The following is a 20,011-nucleotide window of genomic DNA, read 5'->3' on the forward strand; positions in this document are numbered from 1 at the left end:
AACTGATCGACGACCAGCCCTGGCGGCGTGCCTACGTCACTTTCCGGGAAGGGACCGATACCGGCTTCCAGGCTGACGCGGCCTGAATCCAATTATAACCTCCTGCGAGGTTGGCTTGGATTGCAATTATTTCGATATGAATTAGGATAGGGAGCGTCGGCCCGCGCCGTGCGGCCGATTGAGAGTGAGTCGTCCCATGGAAGCCTCCCCCTTCTCCAACCCGGGCCGTCCCACCATCCGGGACATCGCGCAGGCGGCGGGCTGCCATTACTCCACGGTTTCCCTGGCCCTGCACGACCATCCCCGCATTCCCAGCGAGACGCGGGTCCGCATCCGCAAGATCGCCGAGGACCTGGGCTACGCGCCGGACGCCGCCCTTTCCGCCCTCTGCGCCTACCGGGAGCGAAAGCGCCCCCGGCCGGAGCAGGCCGTCCTGGCCTGGCTGACCAACTACCACACGGAGGACGGCTGGCGCGGCTCCCCCTGCAACGTCGATTACTTCGAGGGCGCCTCCCGCCGCGCCGCGGAGCGCGGCTACCGGCTGGAGCCTTTCTGGCTGGCCGCCCCCAGCATGACGCCCCGCCGCATGAGCAAGATCCTCTGGACGCGCGGCATTCCCGGCATCCTCCTGCCGCCGCAGGAGGAGCGGACCAGCCTGAACCTGGCCTGGGAGCACTTCGCCGCCGTCACCTTCGGCCACTCCCTCGTCCATCCCCGGCTCCACTTGGCCGCCAATCACGAATACCGCAGCATGGGCATCCTCTTCGAGGAACTGGTCCGGCGCCGCTACGGGCGCATCGGCCTGGTCGACCTGCGCGCGCATGACGAGCGCGTCGACCACAACTGGCTGGCCGCCTACCTCATCAAGCAGCAGGACCTGGCGGGCCAGGACCGGCTTCCGCCCCTCCTGCTGGAGGGATGGGACGAGGGGGAATTCCTGGGCTGGGTCCGGCAGCATCGGCCCGACGTGATTGTCACCAAGCTGCCCGCCGTCCTTCACGCCGTGCGCAAGGCCGGCTACCGCGTGCCGCGGGATCTCGGCGTCGCCTTCCATTCCATGGAGGAAAACGCCCCCGGCATCTCCGGGATGAAGAAGAATTCCTTCCAGGTCGGCGTCATGGCCGTCGACCTCCTCGTCGACATGCTCCATCGGGGCGAGCGCGGCGTGCCGGAGCGCCCCTCCCTCTTCATGGTGGAGGGCTCCTGGGCGGAAGGGGAGACGCTGCGGTCCGCCGCGCCGTCCCGGGCGAAAAAGTCGTCATCGCTCTTGTCAACAGTTTGACCGACGCCCGCGGTTTCCGCGGCGCCCCGGGAGGAGTAGGGTTCATCATGCAGGCCGGGCCGGAGTCCTCCGGTCGCGGCGGATCGAAGAAACAACCCCTCACCTTCCCCTTCCTATGCCCCTCCTGAGCATGAAACGGGTCCTGGCGGTCGCCCGGCAAGGCGGCTGGGCCGTGGCCGCCTTCAACCCCGTCGACTACGCCTCCATGAAGGCCATCATCCAGGCCGCCGCGGAGGCCGAGGCCCCCGTCATCGTCCAGACCTCCGCCAAGACCGTGAAATACTACGGGCACGAGGCGATCGTCGGCTGGGCCCGCGAGCTGGCCGGGGCGGTCTCCGTCCCCGTCTCCCTCCACCTGGACCACGGCAAGGACCTGAAGCTGCTGGAGCGGTGCATCGAGACCGGCTGGACCGACGTAATGATCGACGCCTCCGACAAGCCCTTCATCGAGAACCTCACCCTCACCAAGCAGGTGCTGGAAAAGGCCGCCCGCCGCGACGTGGGGGTGGAGGCGGAGGTCGGCGAGATCGGCGGCGTGGAGGAGGACATCGTGGCCGACCACGGCCGCCACGCCGACGCGGCCCAGGCGCTCGAGTTCTGCCGGGAGGCCCCCGGCCTGGCCGTCTTCGCCCCCGCCATCGGGACCGCCCACGGCGTGTACAAGAGCGAGCCGAGCATCGAATGGGACGTCCTCACCCAGATCAACGCCGGCACGCCCCTCCCCTTCGCCCTGCACGGCGGCACCGGCCTGCCGGACGTCATCATCCAGCGCGCCATCCGCCTGGGCTGCTCCAAGGTGAACATCTCCACCAACCTGAAGCACGTCTTCATCGACAGCTTCGTGGAGCACCACCAAAGGCACCCGGAGGAATACGAGCCGCTCAAGGTCCTGGAGGCCCAATACGCCGCCATGAAGGAGCTGGTGCTGGAAAAGATCCGCCAGTTCGGCGGCGCCGGGCGCGCGGCGGAGGTCAAGGCCTGAACCCAGGGAGACCCCATGGAAGCCCTCATTTTCGACTGCGACGGCGTCCTGGCCGACACGGAGCGCGACGGCCACCGCGTGGCCTTCAACCGCGCCTTCGCCGCGGAAGGCCTCGCCGTGACGTGGGACACGGCCCTCTACGGGCGGCTCCTCCTCATCGGCGGGGGCAAGGAACGGATGCGCGCCTACTTCGACGAGGCGGGCTGGCCCGTCCCCCCCGCGGAGCGGGACGCCTTCATCGGCCGCCTCCACGCGCTGAAGACCGACTTCTTCATGCAGACCATCTCCTCCGGCGAGCTGCCCGTGCGCCCCGGCATCTGCCGCATCGTGGACGAGGCCTACGCCGCCGGCGTCGTCCTGGCCGTCTGCTCCACCTCCGCGGAGCGGGCCGTGCGGGAGGTGGTCCGCCGGCTCCTGGGCCCCCAGCGGGAGGCGCGCTTCGCCGGCATCTTCGCCGGGGACATCGTGGCTAAGAAAAAGCCCGACCCCGCCATCTACCAATACGCCGCGCGGGAGCTTTCCCTCGACCCGCAGCGCTGCCTCGTCGTGGAGGACAGCCGCAACGGCCTCCTGGCCGCCCTGGGCGCGGGCATGAAATGCGTCGTCACCCAGAGCGCCTACACGGCGGAGGAGGACTTCACCGGCGCGGCCGCCGTCTACCCGGACCTGGGCGATCCCCCCGGCCGCCGCGTCTCCCTGGCCGACCTGGAACGCCACTTCACCCCAACCCCCATCCATTCATGAAAACCATCCCCCTCTCCGACGTGGAACGGGCCGTGCAGGTCATCGCCGAGACGGCCATCGCCAACGAAAGCTACTTCTCCGAACTCGACGGCCTCTGCGGCGACGGCGACTTCGGCACCTCCCTGGCCACCGGCTTCCGCGTGGTGCTCAAGGAGTGGCCGAACCTCGACCGCTCCACCGTGGGCGCCTTCCTGGGGCGCGTCGGCGTCCTCATCACCAGCAACGTGGGCGGCTGCTCCGGCCCCATCTGGGGCACCGCCTTCATCCGCGCCTCCGCCGTGGCGCGGGAGAAGAAGGAGCTCTCCCTGGAGGACGCCGCCCTCATGCTCCGCCGCGCCATCGAGGGCATCATGGCGCGCGGCGGCGCCTCCCTGGGGGACAAGACCATCCTCGACGCCCTGGAGCCCGTGGCCCAGCTGCTGGAATCCGAGGCCGCCAACCCGGACGCCGACACCGCCGGCCTCCTGGCCCGGGCCGCCGAAGCCGCCCAGTCCATGGCGGAAAAGAGCCGCCCCTGGACCGCCAAGCGCGGCCGCCAGTCCTTCACCGGCGACCGCAGCAGCGGCACCCTCGACCCCGGCATCGTCGCCGTCGGCACCGTCCTCAAAGCCCTCACCGAAGCCTTCACACCCGCAACCCGATAAACCCCGTAACCCCAAAAAAACTATGACCGCCAACGCCCCCACGTCCGTCCAGGCCTCCGCCTCCCACGGCATGAAGAAATTCGTCAACGATCCCGCCAACTTCGTCCGCGAGATGCTGGAAGGCCTGGCCCTGGCCAACCCCAAGACCCTGAAGTGGGTTCCCGAGCACAACATCATCTACCGCGCCGACGCCCCCGATCCCAAGCGCGTCTCCGTCATCCAGGGCTCCGGCAGCGGGCACGAGCCCGCCCACGTCATGGTCGTCGGCAAGGGGATGCTCGACGGCGCGTGCCCGGGCAACGTCTTCGCCGCGCCGCCCATGGAATACGTGCTGGCCTGCACCCGCCTGCTGAACTCCCCCAAGGGCGTCCTCCACCTCATCAACAACTACCAGGGCGACCGCATGTGCTGGGACATGGCCCGGGAAATGGCGGAGGCGGAGGGGATCAAGATCTCGACCGTCTTCGTCAACGACGACGTCTCCGTGGAAAACAGCACCTACACCGTGGGCCGCCGCGGCGTGGCGGGGAACTTCTTTGTCATCAAGGCCTGCGGCGCCGCCTCCGAGCAGGGCCGTTCCCTGGAGCAGATCACGGAGATCGGCAAGAAGGTCAACGATTCCGTCCGCAGCATGGGCATGGCCCTGACCGGCTGCACCCCGCCGGCCAAGGGGAAGCCGATCTTCGAGCTGGCCGACGACGAGGTGGAGATCGGCGTGGGCATCCACGGCGAGCCCGGACGGCGCCGGGAAAAGCTGCGGCCCGCCGACCAGTTCGTCGACGAGATCTTCGAGGCGGTCTCCTCCGACCTTCCCTTCAAGTCCGGCGACAAGGTGGGCCTCATGATCAACGGCCTGGGGGGCACCCCCCTGAGCGAGCTCTACGTCCTTTACCGGCGCGCGGCACAGCTCTGCCAGAAGAAGGGCTTCACCGTGGTCCGCAACTACGTGGGCAACTACTGCACGGCCCTGGAAATGGCGGGCATGTCCCTGACCCTCATCCGTCTGGACGACGAGATCGAGTCCCTCCTGGCCGCCCCGGCGGAAGTGGGCCTGCGCATCTTCTAAGCCGCAGGCGCGGAAAACAAAAAAGCCCGGCGTTAAGCCGGGCTTTTTTCGTACGATCGGAAATGGGTTGCGGGGCTAGGATTTGAACCTACTCCTTATCAAAGCGCCCCATGCAAAGCGGCCATCCCTCCAAGAGCCATCTTCCCGCAATCGACGCCCTGCGCGCAGCCGCCTCGCTGGCCGTGGTGGCGGTGCACTGCGTGGCGGCGACCGGATGGTTTTACACCGGAGGCGCGGGTCCCTTCGCCGTCGACGTCTTCGTCGTCATCTCCGGGTTCCTCATGGCTTTCCTGCACGATTTCAAAAAGGCCTCTCTGCCACGGGATGTGGGCCGCTTCTACGTCCGGCGCTTCTTCCGCATCGTCCCCCTCTATTACGCGGCGCTCCTGCTCTGCCTGCTCCTATTTCCCTTTAGCGCCGCCGACCTCCTGCTGCGCCTGTCCTTCCTCTTCGGCCTTTCCCCCGCGCACTGCGACAGCATCACCCTTTTGGACTGGAGCCTGGGACTGGAGATGCAGTTCTACCTCGTCTTTCCGCTCCTCTTCCTCACCGCCTGGTCGGGAGGCGGCTTTTTCGCCATGGCCCTCCTCACCTGCATGGCGAACCTCCTGATCGGCGCTTATCCGCACCTGCCCGGCAAGCCTTGGGGCCACTTCAACATGCCCTCCTTCCTTCCCCTCATGCTAGCCCTTTTCGGCGGCGGCATGTTCCTTGCGCGCGTGATAAAGGGAAAGGCGGCGGGAAAAGAATACGTTTGGTTTTATGCGGGAGGAATCGCCTGCCTCGTCGCCCTTCCCTTCCTTCATCTCCGTCTGGCGATGGGGCTCGTCCTCTTGCTGGCGGCGCTTTTCCGGCTACGTCCACACCTTTCCGTGTATGCAAAGATCGAAAACGCCTGCGCCAACCGGCTAACGCGCTCCCTCGCGGACTGGTCATACGCGCTTTACCTGATCCATCCGGTCACCCTGCGGCTTTTGGAAAAGAGCGGCCTGGCCCTGAAGGGATGCGTGGGGACTCTGGAGCTTTTTGCGCTGGTCCTGGCCGTGACCTATCCCGTCTGCCACCTTCTCTTCCGCTTCCTGGAACGCCCCGGCATCCGCCTGGGCCGCCGCATCGAAGCACGGATCGGCGCGTAATCGCCACGTTCATAAGATCAAAATCAGGGAAAGCGCCTAATGAAATCAAAGGCCAACTCAAATGCGCCTATGACGAGCCCTTCCGCCTGATTCAAGACGAAGATATTCCCGAGCCCTTCGCTCTCGCGGGCAGACCATGCCATCCAAGCACGAAAAAGCCGCCGGGCCTTTCCTTGGCTCCGGCGGCTGTTTCGACTATCGGAAATGGGTTGCGGGGCTAGGATTTGAACCGGCAACAAAACCGTTGTCGTTCCAAGCACTTACGACGCCAGACACCCGCATAGACACCCCTCTTCCGAACGATGCCAACCTTCACGTCTTGGCCGTCGCGTGGCCCCGCTTGTCCCCTGCCCTTCGCGAGGCGATTCTAGCGGTTGCCAGCCATTGTTTGATCGCTTATTCAAAGGCATAGTCAAGCACACTCTTCCCTAGGACTCGAACCTTGCTGCTCTCAGGATAACTTTCCATTTTCCGGTTTTTTGGGCGCTTTTTGGGTCTCGTTTGAGCGTCGCTGAAGATAATCCGAAGAAAAGCCCTTTCCCTTCCACATAACGTAAATGACGGGGTAGAGAAGAAGGTTGAGGATCGCCGAGGTGAGGACGCCGCCGACCATGGGAACGGCGATCCGCTTCATCACGTCGGCACCGGTCCCGGTGCTCCACAGGATCGGGAGGAGGCCGAAGAGAATGGCACAGACCGTCATCATCTTGGGCCGAATGCGCTGGACCGCCCCTTCCTTGACGGCCGCGAAGAGGTCAGCCATCGAGTTCATCTGCCCGCGCGTCTTCCGCTCGTCATAGGCCTGGTCCAGATAGAGGAGCATCACCACGCCGGTCTCGGCGTCGATACCCGCCAGGGCGATCAGGCCGACCCAGACCGCTACGCTCAGGTTGTAGCCCAGGAGGTAGATCAGCCAGAAGGCCCCGATCAGCGAGAACGGCACCGAGAGCATGACGATGCTCGTCTGGACCGCCGACCGGGTGTTCAGGTAGATGAGGACGAAGATGATGAGCAGGGTCATCGGGACGACGAAGAGCAGCGTCTGCTTGGCCTGCTGGAGGGACTGGAACGACCCGGCCCATTCGATGTAGGTGCCGGGCGGAAACGTCACCCTCTCGCCGATCCGCTGCTCGGCGGCCTTGACGTAGCCATCGATGTCGCTGGCCGTCGTGTCGACGAAGACAAAGCCGACGAGCTGCCCGTTCTCGCTTCGCACCTCCGGGGGGCCGCTTTCAAAGCCGACGCTGGCGACCGCCGACAAAGGAACTTGGGCACCGGACGGGGTTGGCACGGGGATCTGCTTGATCGCCTCGACGCTGTCCCGGAAATCTCGCGCGAAACGGACGCTGATCGGATACCGCTCCCGCCCTTCGACGGTCTGGGAGATCGTGTTTCCGCCGATCGCCGACTCGATCACGGTGTTCACGTCGTCGATCTTTAACCCGTACCGGGCGATGGCGTCCCGGTCGGCCGCAATGTCGAGGTAGCGGCCCCCGGTGGTTCTTTCGGCAAAGGCGCTGCGGGTCTGCGGAAGGTCGCTGAGGGCTTTCTCGATGCTGGTGGCGACGCCGTTGATCCCATCCAGGTCCTTCCCGAAGACCTTGATCCCCAGATTGGAGCGGAATCCGGTCGTCAGCATCTGCGTCCGGGTCTGGATCGGCATCCAGAAGACATTCGCCATGCCGGGGGTCTTCGTCTTCTGGTTGATCTCCTCGACGAGCTTGTCCCAGGTCATTCCCTTGGGCCACTCCTCCTTTGGCTTGAGCTGAACCGTCGTTTCGAACATCGAGAGGGGCGCGGGATCGGTCGAGGTTTCGGCTTGTCCCGCCTTCCCAAAGACCGTCTCGACCTCGGGAAAGCTCTTCAGGATGCGGTCCTGGCCCTGCAATACCTTGACCGCCTCGTCGATGGCGATGCCGGGGATGGCCGTCGGCATGTAGAGGAGATCCCCCTCATTGAGGGGAGGCATGAACTCGGAGCCCAGCTTCACGACCGGGACAGCCGTCAGGGCTAGGGCCAGCACCGACAACGCGATCGTCGTCTTGGGGAAACGGAGCACCCAGTCGACCAACGGCCGGTAGATCCAGATCAGGAACCGGTTCACCGGGTTCTCCGACTCGGGAGTGATCCGTCCGCGGATGAACCAGACCATCAGGACCGGGACCAGCGTGATGGAAAGGAGCGCCGCGAAGAACATGGCGAACGTCTTCGTGTAGGCCAGCGGCTTGAAGAGACGTCCCGCCTGCTCCTCCAGCGAGAAGACCGGCACGAACGAGACGGTGATGACCAGCAGCGAGAAGAAGAGGGGCCGCCCCACCAGCCGGGCGGCGGCGAGGATGGCCTCGACCCGCTGGCTGTTTGTCAGTTCCTTTCCGTGGTTCTCCTCCCGTGCCCGCTCCAGGAACTTGTGGGCGTTCTCGATCATGATGATCGCCGCGTCGACCATCGCGCCGATGGCGATGGCGATGCCGCCCAGCGACATGATGTTCGCGGTGAGGTGGAGGTGCTGGAACGGAATGAACGACAGGAGGATCGCCAACGGCAGCATGACGATCGCCACCAAGGCGCTGCGGAAGTGCCAGAGGAAGACGATGCAGACCAGGCTGACGATGAGGCTTTCCTCGATCAGCTTCTCCCGCAGGGTGTCGACCGAGCGATGGATCAGCTTGGAGCGGTCATAGACCGGGATGACCTTGACGCCCGGAGGGAACGACGGCGCCAGCTGCTTCAATTTCTGCTTCACCCCGTCGATCACCCGCAAGGCATTCTCCCCGTAGCGCATCACGATCACGCCGCCCACGGTTTCTCCCTTCCCATCCAGCTCGGCGGCGCCGTACCGCAGGTCGGGTCCCAGGGTGACCGTCCCCAGCTGGTTGACCAGGATGGGAGTGCCTCCGGCATCAGTCTTCACCGCGATCTTTTCGATGTCCTGGGTCGATTTGAGGTAGCCCCGGCCCCGGACATAGTACTCGGTCGTCGAGACTTCGAGAGTCTTGCCGCCTACGTCCTGGTTGCTCTTGCGGACGGCGTCGGTGACATCGTTGAGGGTGACGTGGTAGGAGAGAAGCTTGTTTGGGTCAAGGTTGACCTGATACTGCTTCACGAAGCCGCCCACGGTGGCGACCTCCGATACCCCCTTCACGCTGGCGAGCGCGTAACGGAGGGTCCAATCCTGGAAGCTGCGGAGCTGCGCCAGGTTGTTTTGCCCGGTTTCATCGACCAGGGCGTACTCGTAGACCCAGCCGACGCCGGTGGCGTCGGGACCGATGGTCGGGTTCACCCCGTCCGGCAGCGAACCGCGCACCGAGTTCAAGTATTCGATGACCCGGGAACGCGCCCAGTAGATGTCGGTGCCGTCCTCGAAGATGACGTAGACGAACGACTTTCCGAACATCGACTCGCCGCGCACGAACTTGACCTTCGGCGCCGAGATGAACTTGCTCGAGATCGGATAGGTGATCTGGTCCTCGACCAGCGAGGGGCTGCGGCCCTCCCAATCGGTGTAGATGATGACCTGGACGTCGGAGAGGTCGGGGATCGCGTCGAGGGCGGTCTGGCGGAGAGCCGTGACGCCCCAGACCGCTCCGAGGAAGATCAGGATGATGACCAGGAAACGGTTCTTGCCGCTCCAGTCGGTAATTTTCTCGATCATGACAGCCTTTTCTAATGCTGTGCCGCGTCGGATGTCTGGCTCTCGCCCCAGGTCTTCAGAGCGCCCTGGACCCGGCTCTCCGCGTCGATCAGGAAGTTGGCGCTGGTGATGACCCGGTCGTTCTCGGCCAAGCCGGAAAGGACTTCATAAAAGTCGCCGTATTTCTCGCCGAGATCGACGAACTTGGGTTCCAGCTTCCCGCCGCCGTGGTCGAGGAAGACGACGTAGCGCCGGCCCGTGGGGATGACCGCGCTGGCGGGGACCGCCAGCTTGGTGCCGATCATCTGGTTTCCTTCCACCGAGGCGTACATGCCGGGACTCAACTGATGTCCCGGATTGGACACGACGAAGCGAACGGTCTGCCGCCGGGTCTCTTCCATGAGATGGGGATTGATGAAATCGACCTGAGCCGTCAACGACTGGCCGGGACGAGACGGGAAGCGGATCTGGAACTCCTGGCCGGGGCTCACGTACCGCGCCTGGTCTTCGGGGAAGTCGGCCTGCACCCAGACGGTCGAAAGATCGACCACTTTCAGGAGGGACTGCCCTGCTTCGAAGCGCATCCCCTCGATGGCGGTCTTTTCCATGACGTGGCCGCTGACGGGCGAGAGGACGTCGAAGGTTCCCTTCAGGCCCTTTCCGCTCCGCAAATCGGTCTCGTTCATTTCCAGGGCGAATTTCTCCAAGTCGGCGATCTGGGCGTCCGACATGTCCCAGACCCGGAGCCGCTTCCGCATCCGGTCGATGGCATCGAACGCCAGGAGGCTGTTGCGGTTCATTCCCCCCTCAGAGGTCCGGGCGTAGGAGCGGTAGGCTTTGATGTAGTCCAGCTGGGCGTCGATCCAGCCCTCAACCAGGACCGTCATCAGGGGCTGCCCTTCGGTGACCGGCTTGCCGACGTAGTCGGCGTACAGCTTCACGATGTAGCCGCCCGACTTCACGTTGATGTCCCGCAGGCCCGATTCGGCAATGACGACCGTGGCAGGAGCGTTGAGGGGACGCTGCATTTCGCGTCGCTCGACGACCCCGGAGCTGGCCCCGATCGCCTGGAGCCGTTCCGGCGGGATGTCGAAGGCATTCGTTTCCGGTGCTACCGCGGTGGCGGCGGCGGTCGCCGCGGTTGCCGTTCCCGCCGCGTCGGTCCCCTGCTTCATGACCGGCACCAGGTCCATGCCGCAGATGGGACACTTGCCCTTGGGGTCTTGCGACCGGACGCTCGGGTGCATCGTGCAGGTGTAGTAATCGACGTTCGAGGCCTTCGAGTCCGACGTGACGGCGGCCTTCGAACAGCCGGCCAGAAGCAAGGCTCCCGCCATGCCGGCGATGAAGCGGCGCCTCCCGAGGGGCTGGGGTGTTTCCGGGTTAGTGTGCTGGATCGAAAATGGATGATTCATGGGGGTACCGAGCGGTTGAAGTGAAGGGAGGAGGCTAGACCTTCTCCGTGCAGGGGATTTCGGCGCCGGTTGAGGCGTCGAAAGCCGGGGGACGCTCCCTTAGCGAGAGCAAAAGGGCTCAAATGAGCCAGACGCTCAGTACGGAACGGGAAGGCCCTGGCGGGATTCTTCCGGGGTCGGAACGGAGCGCGGCGAAGCGAAGCGCCGGGAAACCCGCCGCCGCGACGGAAGGATGCCAGGGCACCGCGAGGAAAGGAGCCAGGGCAATCGAACGGAACGAAGGGACTGCGCCCGGTGCGGCGACGACATCGTGATGCGTTGTGTCGGCGACGCACATGCCCTGCGGGCAGGGACAGCAATCCCCGTGGCACTCTTTCCCCATGGAACACACCCCGGCGGAGTAGCCCGAGGTCAGGGTGACCAACAGGAGGACGAACGCGGCGGAAAGCGTCAGCCCCTTGGCCCAGCCGGAGGAGAGGGAGGAGCGCCACGACATCGGGGGTTTTATAGCAGCTTTCATCCCCTTGCTCAACCGCTCTTCTCGCCCGCCGTCAAAAAGGAAGTCAGCCGTTCCCGTAAAAGCTGCCTTGCCCGGTAAAGCCTCGTCTCCACGGCCTTGGCGCTGCACCGCTCGATGCGGGCGATTTCCTCATAGCCGAGGTTTTCGTACTCGAACAGCAGCACGGCGGTCCGCAGATCGTCGGGCAGCGAGGAGATCGCCGCTTGGACTGCCGCCGCCCTTTCGCGGGCGACGGTGGCTTCGGCGGGGTTCATCCCGGGCTCAACCGGCTCCACGCGCCCCGGTCCCGATTCCTCCCCTTCGACCTCGGCATCCGGGGAGACGAGAGGAACGGTCGGGTGCCGGACCAGCCAACGGACGTGGTTGCGGTAGAGGTTGGTCGCAATCGTGAAGAGCCAGGTGGAGAACTTGCCCGTGGGGCGATACCGCCCGCGCTGTTCGTAGACCTTCACGAACGCCTCCTGGGCGAGGGAAACAGCATCGTGCTCCCGTCCCAGTTGCCGGAAGAGGTAATGGACGAGCGGACGCTGCCAGCGGTCCATGATCTCCTTCAACGCCAGGTCGTCGCCTGCCTCCAGGCGCCGCATTGCCGCGTTGTCGGCCTCTTCGCGTTCCCCGGCATGGCTTTAGCGGGAAGGCGCCGCTTCCGCATTCCGCATTTCCGGGCGCAGGACGTGCGGCTCCATCTTCTCCAGGTAGCGTTGCCGCTGGTCCGGGCTCATGACTTGGCCCACTCGGTAGATCTGCTGAAGCATCGCCGCCTGGCACTCCTGCCTTAAGGAGGAAACGTCTTGGAGGGCCTGGATGACCTCCGGGGTCACGGATTGGCTCTTGGCGATCTGGACGCGGAGGTTGGTCTGCGCCGTCATCATCCGAGTACAGAGGCGATCGCAGACAGGGTCGTATTCCTCGTGCAGACGCTGGACCTCGGCGAACTGCCGGTCGTCCAGTCGGAATTCGTGGCGCAGCCACTCCAGCTCCGCGTCTTGGGACGAGGCCAGGGCATGGGTCGCGTGCATCCCAGCCCGGTAGCTGACGGCCCACGTCGCCAGGACGGCGGCCAAGAGCAGAAGGAGAAGGACCAAGGGCCGTCTCATGGACCTTGGCGCATCTGGGCTTTGGCGACGGGGTCAATGGAGAAGGCATACCGGGTACCCAGGCGGTCCATCTCGCGGGAACTCGCGACCTCGGACTGGATTTGGCCCGCGACCACGGCGACGAGGAGCAGCCCCGCCGCCGCCGGAACGGCGACACGGGGGCGAACCCCTCCCTCCATCAGCCAGCGGACGGCCTTCCTCCACCAGAGGGATTGGCGGTTGTCCTCCTCTGCCGCGATCCGGTCCCAGACTTCCGATTGGAAGTTCTTGGGCAGATCGACGGGGGGCTGCCACGCCTTCAGGAGGTCGTTGAGGTTATCGTCGTGTTTCATATTGAGTCTCCATTCCGACGAACACCGCGCCACGGCCAAACCCTTTTCTTAGCAGGGACATCGGGGACGGGCGAGCGCGGTTCCCTACATGGAACAGCCCGCGCCCATCGAGCACCCCGATGTCGAGGTGGCCGCTGGCTTGGCAGCGGCGACCGGCGAATGATTCTTCGCGGCGGCATCGATGATCGACAGATACTTCTGGGGATCGGCGTTGAACTTGGCGGGGCAGGCCGGGCAACAGAAGCGGACCAGTCGGACACTGTCCTTCCCGTCCACCTTGGTCTTGTAGAGATAGTCGATGGGCTTCCCCATCTCACCCAGCTTGCTTCCCGAGACCGGGCAGGTGTCTAGGGGGTAGGTCTTCACCAACTGGTCGATGGTTTTCTGGTCTTCGGGGCTGTTGGCGGCCTGGGCGGTCAGGGGGGTGAAAGCGATGGCTCCCAGGGCCAGGAACCAGGTGGTCAATGCGATCCAATTTTTCATGATGTCGTCTCTCCAGGGGTGGCACGGGGGGTTGAAAACGTGCCTGTTCAGCATCTAAAACACCGTAGAGGGCCGAAACCCTCGAAAATTTTTAAAAAAAGAAACCGCCCGGATTTTTCAGATCCGGGCGGCTTGTCTTGGGCTCCGGGAGGGATTACCGGGCGTTGCAGTCAGCGAGGGCCATGCTGGGGCAGCTCGACACCGTCGAGACCTGCTTGCCGCTGTCGCGCTGGAGGTGGGTCACGCAGTTCTTGCCCGCGTAGGCGAAGCCCGGCTGCGTGATCGTCGCATGTCCCTTGCTGTCAAGGTCGTGGGTCTGCTCCACCGAGACCAGCGCCATAGAGGGGCAGCGGAGGGCCGCTTCCTGCCGGGGCGCCGAGGCCACGGCTTCCGGAATGCTCCCGATGCGGGGGCCTTTGCTCGTGTCGGCGGCGGACGCCTGCATCTGGGAAAATCCGACGACCGCGACGGCCATCACTGCCAGGGTCCACTTGTGAATCTGCTTCATGTTTTTAGTTCCTATATGGAGGCGGGGGTTATTCCAATCGCCTCTCATAGGGAGAAACACCGGAGATGAGGGAAACCCTTGCCGGAAATCATCCCTCCGGTGGGACGGCCTCTTTTTCCCTCCTCACGATTCGTTGCGATGCTTCCTCCACCCAGGCGTAGAGGGTGGGAAGCAGAACCAGGGTCAAGAACGTCGCCATCACGATGCCCCCGATGACCACGGTCGCCAGGGGACGCTGAACCTCGGCCCCGGCGCCGTGGGCCAACGCCATCGGCACGAAACCCAGGCCCGCGACCAAGGAGGTCATCAGGACGGGGCGCAGCCGGGTCAGGGAGCCTTCCTGGACGGCGTCGCGAATGGAACGGCCCTCTTCCCGGAGTTGGTTGAAGAAGCTGAGCAGCACCACGCCGTTGAGAACGGCTACGCCGGACAAGGCGATAAAGCCCACCCCTGCCGAGACCGAGAACGGCAGGCCGGTGGCCCAGAGGGCGAAGATGCCCCCCGACGCCGCCAACGGGATGCCGGTGTAGATGATCGCAGCCTGGCGCAGGCTGCGGAACGACAGAAAGATGATAAGGAAGATCAACAACAGGGCCGTGGGGACCACTACCGCAAGCCGGGCCTTCGCCGCCTGGAGGTTCTGGAACGCCCCCCCGAACTCGACGAAGTAGCCCTCGGGCACCTGGACCTGCTCCTTGATCTTCCGCCGGGCCTCGTTCACGAAGCTCTCCACGTCCCGTCCTCGGAGGTTGATCACGATGGCCATGCGCCGCTGGGACGCCTCCCTGGTGATCGTGTTGACGCTCTCGGTCATGCCGGTCCTGGCGATCTGTCCCAGGCCGACGAGGCCGCCGTCCTGGGTCCGCACCGGCATCTGGGCCACGGCGTCGAACTTCTGGCGTTCCGCCTCGGGCAGGCGCACGACGATGGGATAGCGGCGGTTGCCGTCCACGATGACGCCCGCCTCCTCCCCGGCGAAGGCGGTGCCGATCAGCTTGTTCACCTCGTCGGCGTGGACGTTGTAACGCTTCATGGCGTCCCGGTTCATGGAAACCTCGAAGACCGGCGCCTTGCCGACCGCGTCGAACTCCACGTCCTCCGCCCCGGGAATCTTCTCCACGATCTCCCGGATTTGCCCGGACACCTTCTCCAGCACGTCGTAGTCGTCGCCGAAGACCTTGATCGCGATGTCGGCGCGGCTGCCGGAGAGCAGTTCGTTGAACCGCAGTTCGATGGGCTGCGAGAAGAGATACGCCTGGCCGGGAAAGTTCTGGTTCACCTCCTTGCTGATCGCCTCGATCAGCCCGTCCTTGGTGAGCCGGTGGCCGTCTACCTTCCGCCATTGGTCCTCCGGCTTGAGCATGACGTACGAGTCCCCGGTGTTCACCCCCATGGGGTCGGTCGCCACCTCCGACGTGCCGACGCGGGAGAAGATGTGCGTCACCTCGGGGAACTTCTCCAGGATGCGCTTCTCCGTCGCCTTCTCCATGTCGAGCGAAGCGGACAACCCGATACTGGTGGTCCGCACCATCTGGAGGGCAATGGACCCCTCGTCCAGCCGGGGAACGAACACCGCGCCCAGCCGGGTGAAGACCCAGACCGAAAGGACGAAGATCGCCAGCGTCGTCCCCACCAGCGGCCAGCGCCACCGAAGCGCCTTATCCAGTACCGGGGCATGGGCCCGCTTGGCCCATCCGATGAGGCGATTGTCCTTTTCCGTAATCTTGCCGGTCAGGAAGAACGAACCGAAGGCGGGCACCAGGGTCAGCGCCAGCAACAGGCCGCCGATCAGCGCGAAGATGACCGTCATCGCCATCGGGACGAACATCTTTCCCTCGGTCCCCGTCAGGGTCAGGAGAGGGATATAGACGATAGTGATGATCGCCACTCCGATCACGGTGGGGGTTCCGACCTGCTTGCAGGCGGCGAGAATGATATGCAGGCGTTCCTCCTTGGTGAGCAGGCGCCCCAACTGGTGCTGCCGATGGGCCAGAAGGCGGACGATATTCTCGGCCATGAAGACGGCCCCGTCGACGATCAGACCGAAATCGACCGCTCCCAGACTCATCAGGTTCCCCGAGACGCCGAACCGGACCATTCCCGTGATGGCGAAGAGCAGCGACAGCGGGATCGCCAGGGCGACGATGAGCGCCGCCCGCCAGTTGCCCAGCATCCCGATGAGGACGGCGACCACCAGCACCGCGCCCTCGAAGAGGTTCCGTTCCACCGTCGAGATGGTTCGGTTGACCAGGTCGGTGCGGTCGTAGAGTTTCGCGACCTCGATGCCGGGGGGGAGCTTGGCGCCGACCTCCCGGATCTTCGCGTCCACCCTCTGCGAAACCAACCGGCTGTTCTCCCCGATCAGCATCAGGGCCGATCCCAGCACCGCCTCCTCGCCGTCGAGGGTGGCCGAGCCGGTACGGACCCCGGACCCGATGGCGACCTCGGCCACGTCGCCCACGGTCATGGCCATGGGTCCGGCGCGGAACTTCAGGGGGATGTCGGCGATCTCTCCAGCCGACTGCACCCGGCCCACCGAGCGCACGGTGATGCTCTCGCCTCCCTTCTCGACGACTCCTCCCCCCGCGTTCTGAGTGTTCTCCGCGACCAACGCGGCCAGCTCGTTCATCGTCATGCCGACGCTCGCCAGCTTCCGGGGATCGGGCATGACGACGATCTGCTTCTCGTAGCCGCCCGAGGTGTTCACTTCCGTGACGCCGGGAACGCTGCGGAGCGCGGGCTTCACCAGATAGTCCTGGGCCAGCTTCAGTTGGAGCAGCCGCTCGTAGGCGGCCGCGGGGGTCTCCTTGGCGTCGGCCTGGTAGCGGACGGCGTAGTGGTAGATTTCCCCGAGACCGGTGGTGATCGGGGCCAGCTTGGGGGACACGCCGGGGGGCAGGTCCCCCAGGTTCTGCAACCGCTCCGAGACAAGCTGGCGGGCGCGATAGAGGTCGGTGCCCTCCTGGAAGATCAGCGTGACCTGGGACAAACCGAACTTGGAGAGAGACCGCACTTCCTCCAGGCCCTGGATGCCTCCCATCTCGATCTCGATGGGGTAGGTCACGAGCTTTTCCACTTCCTCGGGGGCGAGGGACGTGACCGCCGTGTTGACCTGCACCTGGACGTTGGTGATGTCCGGCACCGCGTCGATGGGAAGATGGGCGGCGGACCAGCAGCCCACCGCCACCAACCCGAGCGTCCCCAGGACGACGAAAATGCGTTGCCGCAGGGAGAATTCGAGAATCTTATCGATCATAATTTTCAGTCGGCGTGTCCGCCGCCTTTCGTGAACCGCAGTTCGATGAGGTAAAGGGAATCGACCCCGGCGGAGGCGACCTTGTCACCCTCCGCGAGGCCGTCCTTGATTTCGATCCAGCCGTCGGCCTCGTTGCCGACGACGACAGGGACGCGCAGGAGCCGCCCGTCCCGTTCGAGGTAGGCCGACGTTCCGGCAGCGGCATGAAGCACCGCCGACCGGGGGACGGTCACGACCGGCTTGGACGCCTCACCCGGCTCGATCCGCACCGGAAGGAAGTCCCCCACGGCGAGGCGGCCTGCCGGGTCGGGAATCTCCAGCAGCAACTCCTCCTTCCCCGTGGCGGCAAGGGAGGCGTTGGCGATCCGCCAGATCGTCCCCCCGGCTTCACCTTCCGCTTCGGCAAGGCCAACCCGGATGCGCTGCCCAGCCTTGGCCGGGACGGACGCGGGATCGACCCAGACAGTGGCGTAGGCGTTGCCCGGCTTCTCCTTTCCGAAGTGGCGGAGCGGTTCCGAGGCGGCCCGATAGACTTGGGCAGTCACCGTGGTTTCCGCCCGGACGGGGCGCAATTCGGCGGTGGCAAAGGCGACTCCCAAGCTCTGACGGGACGCCTCGCTCAGCGAAAGGCCCTTCTCCTCCTCATAGGCGGCGCCTTCCTCGGCGGCGGGGGCCTTGTCCTCGGTAGTCGCGGTTTCTTGCAGACCGGCGGGCTTGCCGCAGGCCGCCAGGGCCAACGCCGCTAGCGCCGATAAAGTACGTTTCCAGATCACGTTTCTCATTTGGCCTCCATCGTTCCGCCCGTGAGCAGCTCCAGATCGAGCAGGTCGCGCCATGCCTGCACCATTGCCTCCTGCCGAGTTTGTTGGGCGGCCAGGAATCCCCGTTGGGAATCCAAGAACAACTGCACCCCGATGGCGCCGGTACGGTATTGCCGATCCGCCAGGTCGGACGCCTCGCGCAGGTCGGCAAGGGTCCGCTCCGTCGTTCCGTCGAGTTGGGCCTGCGTTCGCTGGTAGGACCGGATGCGGCGGAGGATTTCGGCCTCCACCTTGCGCCGGGCGTCGGCGAGGAGGGCGTCCGTTTGATCCCTGCGAGCCTTGGCGGCGGCGACATTGCCCTGGTTCCAGTTCCATAGGGGAAGGGTCATCGACAGGCTGACACCGAGGTTTTCCTCGTTGTCCCCCGCCTTATCCTGGCTGAAGAACGGCCCGACCGAGAAGTCCGGAGCGGCGTCGAGCTTGGCGGCGGAGACGGTCCGCACCGCCTTTTCCAGTTCAGCAGTCCGGGAACGGAGTTGGAGGTTGCCCGCCAGCCCGGCCAGGACCCACTTGTCGGCGTCGACCTTTGCCTCCGGGAATGCGAGGACCGACGCGATCCGCACCGGCTGGCTCGCGGGAAAACCCAAGAGCCGGTTCAGCTCGATGGCGGCCTCGTCGCGGCTCTGGGCGAATTCCCGGGCCGACTTCCGCAGGTCGATCAGGCCCGCCTCGATGACCCGCAATTCCAGCAACTGCGGCACCCCCGCCGTCGCCCGCTGGCCCAGGAGCTTCACCAGGCCGTCGGAGCGTTCCCGGATTTCCTCCGCCGCGTCGGCTTCGGCGGAGGCCGCCAGGTATTGATAGGCCAAGCTGCGGATTTGCCCGGCCAGGGAACTGCGAAACTGCCGCAGCCCCAGGTCGGCCAGCTCCACGTCCTTGTCGGCAATCGCCTTCCGCAGCGATCCCTTCCCGGGGAACTCGAAGGTTTGCGTGACGGTGACACTGCGGGTGAATCCCTCGGCGAGATTCCCGCCATCGCCGGTGACGCGGCGACTGCCGTATTCTCCCGTGAACTCGGGATTCTTCCAGAGTCCGGCCTGGGTGCGTTTCCCCTTGGCGGCGGCGACCTCGGCCTCGAAGGAGCGAAGCTCGGCGTTGGCCGCCATGCCCCGGGCCGCCAACTGGTCGATGGTCCAGGCGCCCGGCGGCTCCGCGCGGGCGGTCCAGGAAGTCAGGACCAGGACGGTCCCGGCGATCCAATACAATTTCATGGCTTTCATTTGGAACAGAAGACGTGGGGGCTGCTCGAATAGGAGACCTGCACCGCCTTCGCGCCCAAGAGTCGGGAGGCCGGAAACCCCACCGTGAAGGGAATGGTGTTCATCTGGAACGGGCGTCCCGTGACGTTCACCCCTTCCGTTTTCGCGGCGAGGATGCTCCCCCTCCGGTCGTGCCACTCGACGTGGACATGGGCGCCGGTCGCGGGATTGCCGTCCCAATAAACCAATCCGGTGACGTAGACCTGTTCCCCGTACCGCTTCACGGTGGCAGAGGCGACCTTTCCAGCGTTCGACTCGATCAGCTTGACCGACAGCGGCGCGGCCCGTAGCGGGACAGCGAGGGCGGCCAGCGCGACCGCGAGGAGCCATCCCCTTCTCCAACTCTTTTCAAAACGACTCTTCATGCCTGATTCCTGGTAGACCGCGACGCAAGGCGTGCGGCAGCTAAGTGCAAGGCCCGCCCTTTTCAGGAACGGGACCGATGGAGGAACGAGGGAGGAACTCCCTCGCGAATCAGGCGATCTTGGGCGGCTGGTCGATGGCCTGGAAAAGCTCTTCCGGCATCGCCAAATCGCTTAGTCGGAAAGATTGCTCGCCGGACAGAGGGGCGCCCTCGACAAGAACCGACGTCGAAACGTGGACGGGAGCCGGATGGAGGTGGCAGCAGCAGTGGCCGTCCCCGTCATCCCCTTGAACGGGAGAATCGCCGGAATGCTCGCCGCACGTCACCCAGCCCATCTGCTCGGCGTAGCCGACCTCAAGCTGGCAAGCGAAGGCCGCCAGGATGAGCAGCGCCAGCGCGGGCGCGAAACGGGCGAAGAGACGGCGCATGGTAGGTACGGTTAGGCCGGGGACATCAAATGTCAATTCGGTC

General features: G+C 65.1%; 19 protein-coding genes. 6 read left to right on the forward strand and 13 right to left on the reverse strand.

Annotation, left to right across the window (positions count from 1 at the left end; all coding sequences use genetic code 11):
* Positions 1 to 196: 196 nt before the first annotated feature.
* From PW734_11080 to PW734_11105, 6 genes are all read left to right on the forward strand, one after another.
* Positions 197 to 1,282: a LacI family DNA-binding transcriptional regulator gene (locus tag PW734_11080; protein MDE1171730.1), complete on the forward strand. Its 1,086-nt coding sequence runs from the start codon at positions 197 to 199 to the stop codon at positions 1,280 to 1,282.
* Between the two features lie 115 nt (positions 1,283 to 1,397).
* Positions 1,398 to 2,264 carry a class II fructose-bisphosphate aldolase gene (locus PW734_11085; protein ID MDE1171731.1) on the forward strand — a complete coding sequence of 289 codons (867 nt, stop codon included), beginning with the start codon at positions 1,398 to 1,400 and terminating at the stop codon, positions 2,262 to 2,264.
* Between the two features lie 15 nt (positions 2,265 to 2,279).
* Positions 2,280 to 3,008, forward strand: a complete 729-nt coding sequence (locus PW734_11090; protein ID MDE1171732.1) for an HAD-IA family hydrolase — start codon at positions 2,280 to 2,282, stop codon at positions 3,006 to 3,008.
* On the forward strand, positions 3,005 to 3,652 hold the full coding sequence (gene dhaL, locus PW734_11095; GenBank protein MDE1171733.1) for a dihydroxyacetone kinase subunit DhaL: 648 nt from the start codon (positions 3,005 to 3,007) through the stop codon (positions 3,650 to 3,652). Before PW734_11090 ends, dhaL begins: the two co-directional genes overlap by 4 nt.
* Before the next feature lie 22 nt (positions 3,653 to 3,674).
* On the forward strand, positions 3,675 to 4,718 hold the full coding sequence (dhaK, locus tag PW734_11100) for a dihydroxyacetone kinase subunit DhaK (GenBank protein ID MDE1171734.1): 1,044 nt from the start codon (positions 3,675 to 3,677) through the stop codon (positions 4,716 to 4,718).
* Between the two features lie 110 nt (positions 4,719 to 4,828).
* On the forward strand, positions 4,829 to 5,854 hold the full coding sequence (locus PW734_11105) for an acyltransferase (GenBank protein MDE1171735.1): 1,026 nt from the start codon (positions 4,829 to 4,831) through the stop codon (positions 5,852 to 5,854).
* Between the two features lie 451 nt (positions 5,855 to 6,305).
* Here PW734_11105 and PW734_11110 read toward each other — a convergent pair whose 3' ends face one another.
* From PW734_11110 to PW734_11170, 13 genes are all read right to left on the reverse strand, one after another.
* On the reverse strand, positions 6,306 to 9,506 hold the full coding sequence (locus tag PW734_11110) for a CusA/CzcA family heavy metal efflux RND transporter (protein ID MDE1171736.1): 3,201 nt from the start codon (positions 9,504 to 9,506) through the stop codon (positions 6,306 to 6,308).
* A gap of 11 nt (positions 9,507 to 9,517) precedes the next feature.
* Positions 9,518 to 10,900: an efflux RND transporter periplasmic adaptor subunit gene (locus PW734_11115; GenBank protein ID MDE1171737.1), complete on the reverse strand. Its 1,383-nt coding sequence runs from the start codon at positions 10,898 to 10,900 to the stop codon at positions 9,518 to 9,520.
* Between the two features lie 118 nt (positions 10,901 to 11,018).
* Positions 11,019 to 11,396: a hypothetical protein gene (locus PW734_11120; protein ID MDE1171738.1), complete on the reverse strand. Its 378-nt coding sequence runs from the start codon at positions 11,394 to 11,396 to the stop codon at positions 11,019 to 11,021.
* Between the two features lie 32 nt (positions 11,397 to 11,428).
* Complete coding sequence (locus tag PW734_11125) at positions 11,429 to 12,007, reverse strand: sigma-70 family RNA polymerase sigma factor (GenBank protein MDE1171739.1); 579 nt, start codon at positions 12,005 to 12,007, stop codon at positions 11,429 to 11,431.
* Between the two features lie 39 nt (positions 12,008 to 12,046).
* Positions 12,047 to 12,517, reverse strand: a complete 471-nt coding sequence (locus tag PW734_11130) for a periplasmic heavy metal sensor (GenBank protein MDE1171740.1) — start codon at positions 12,515 to 12,517, stop codon at positions 12,047 to 12,049.
* Positions 12,514 to 12,849, reverse strand: a complete 336-nt coding sequence (locus tag PW734_11135; protein MDE1171741.1) for a hypothetical protein — start codon at positions 12,847 to 12,849, stop codon at positions 12,514 to 12,516. The genes PW734_11130 and PW734_11135 overlap by 4 nt, the downstream gene beginning before the upstream one ends.
* A gap of 84 nt (positions 12,850 to 12,933) precedes the next feature.
* A complete protein-coding gene (locus tag PW734_11140; protein MDE1171742.1) occupies positions 12,934 to 13,332 on the reverse strand; it encodes a hypothetical protein in 399 nt (132 codons plus the stop codon).
* A gap of 154 nt (positions 13,333 to 13,486) precedes the next feature.
* Positions 13,487 to 13,888 carry a hypothetical protein gene (locus tag PW734_11145; GenBank protein ID MDE1171743.1) on the reverse strand — a complete coding sequence of 134 codons (402 nt, stop codon included), beginning with the start codon at positions 13,886 to 13,888 and terminating at the stop codon, positions 13,487 to 13,489.
* A 40-nt stretch (positions 13,889 to 13,928) separates the two neighbouring features.
* On the reverse strand, positions 13,929 to 17,096 hold the full coding sequence (locus PW734_11150) for a CusA/CzcA family heavy metal efflux RND transporter (GenBank protein ID MDE1171744.1): 3,168 nt from the start codon (positions 17,094 to 17,096) through the stop codon (positions 13,929 to 13,931).
* Positions 17,097 to 17,101: 5 nt separating this feature from the next.
* Positions 17,102 to 17,869, reverse strand: a complete 768-nt coding sequence (locus PW734_11155) for a hypothetical protein (protein ID MDE1171745.1) — start codon at positions 17,867 to 17,869, stop codon at positions 17,102 to 17,104.
* A gap of 5 nt (positions 17,870 to 17,874) precedes the next feature.
* Positions 17,875 to 19,128, reverse strand: coding sequence for a TolC family protein (locus PW734_11160; protein MDE1171746.1), 1,254 nt, complete (start codon positions 19,126 to 19,128; stop codon positions 17,875 to 17,877).
* 5 nt (positions 19,129 to 19,133) lie between these two features.
* On the reverse strand, positions 19,134 to 19,541 hold the full coding sequence (locus tag PW734_11165; protein ID MDE1171747.1) for a hypothetical protein: 408 nt from the start codon (positions 19,539 to 19,541) through the stop codon (positions 19,134 to 19,136).
* A gap of 109 nt (positions 19,542 to 19,650) precedes the next feature.
* Positions 19,651 to 19,968, reverse strand: coding sequence for a hypothetical protein (locus tag PW734_11170; GenBank protein ID MDE1171748.1), 318 nt, complete (start codon positions 19,966 to 19,968; stop codon positions 19,651 to 19,653).
* Positions 19,969 to 20,011: the final 43 nt, after the last annotated feature.

It is taken from the genome of Verrucomicrobium sp. (assembly GCA_028283855.1).
GTDB lineage: Bacteria > Verrucomicrobiota > Verrucomicrobiia > Methylacidiphilales > GAS474 > GAS474.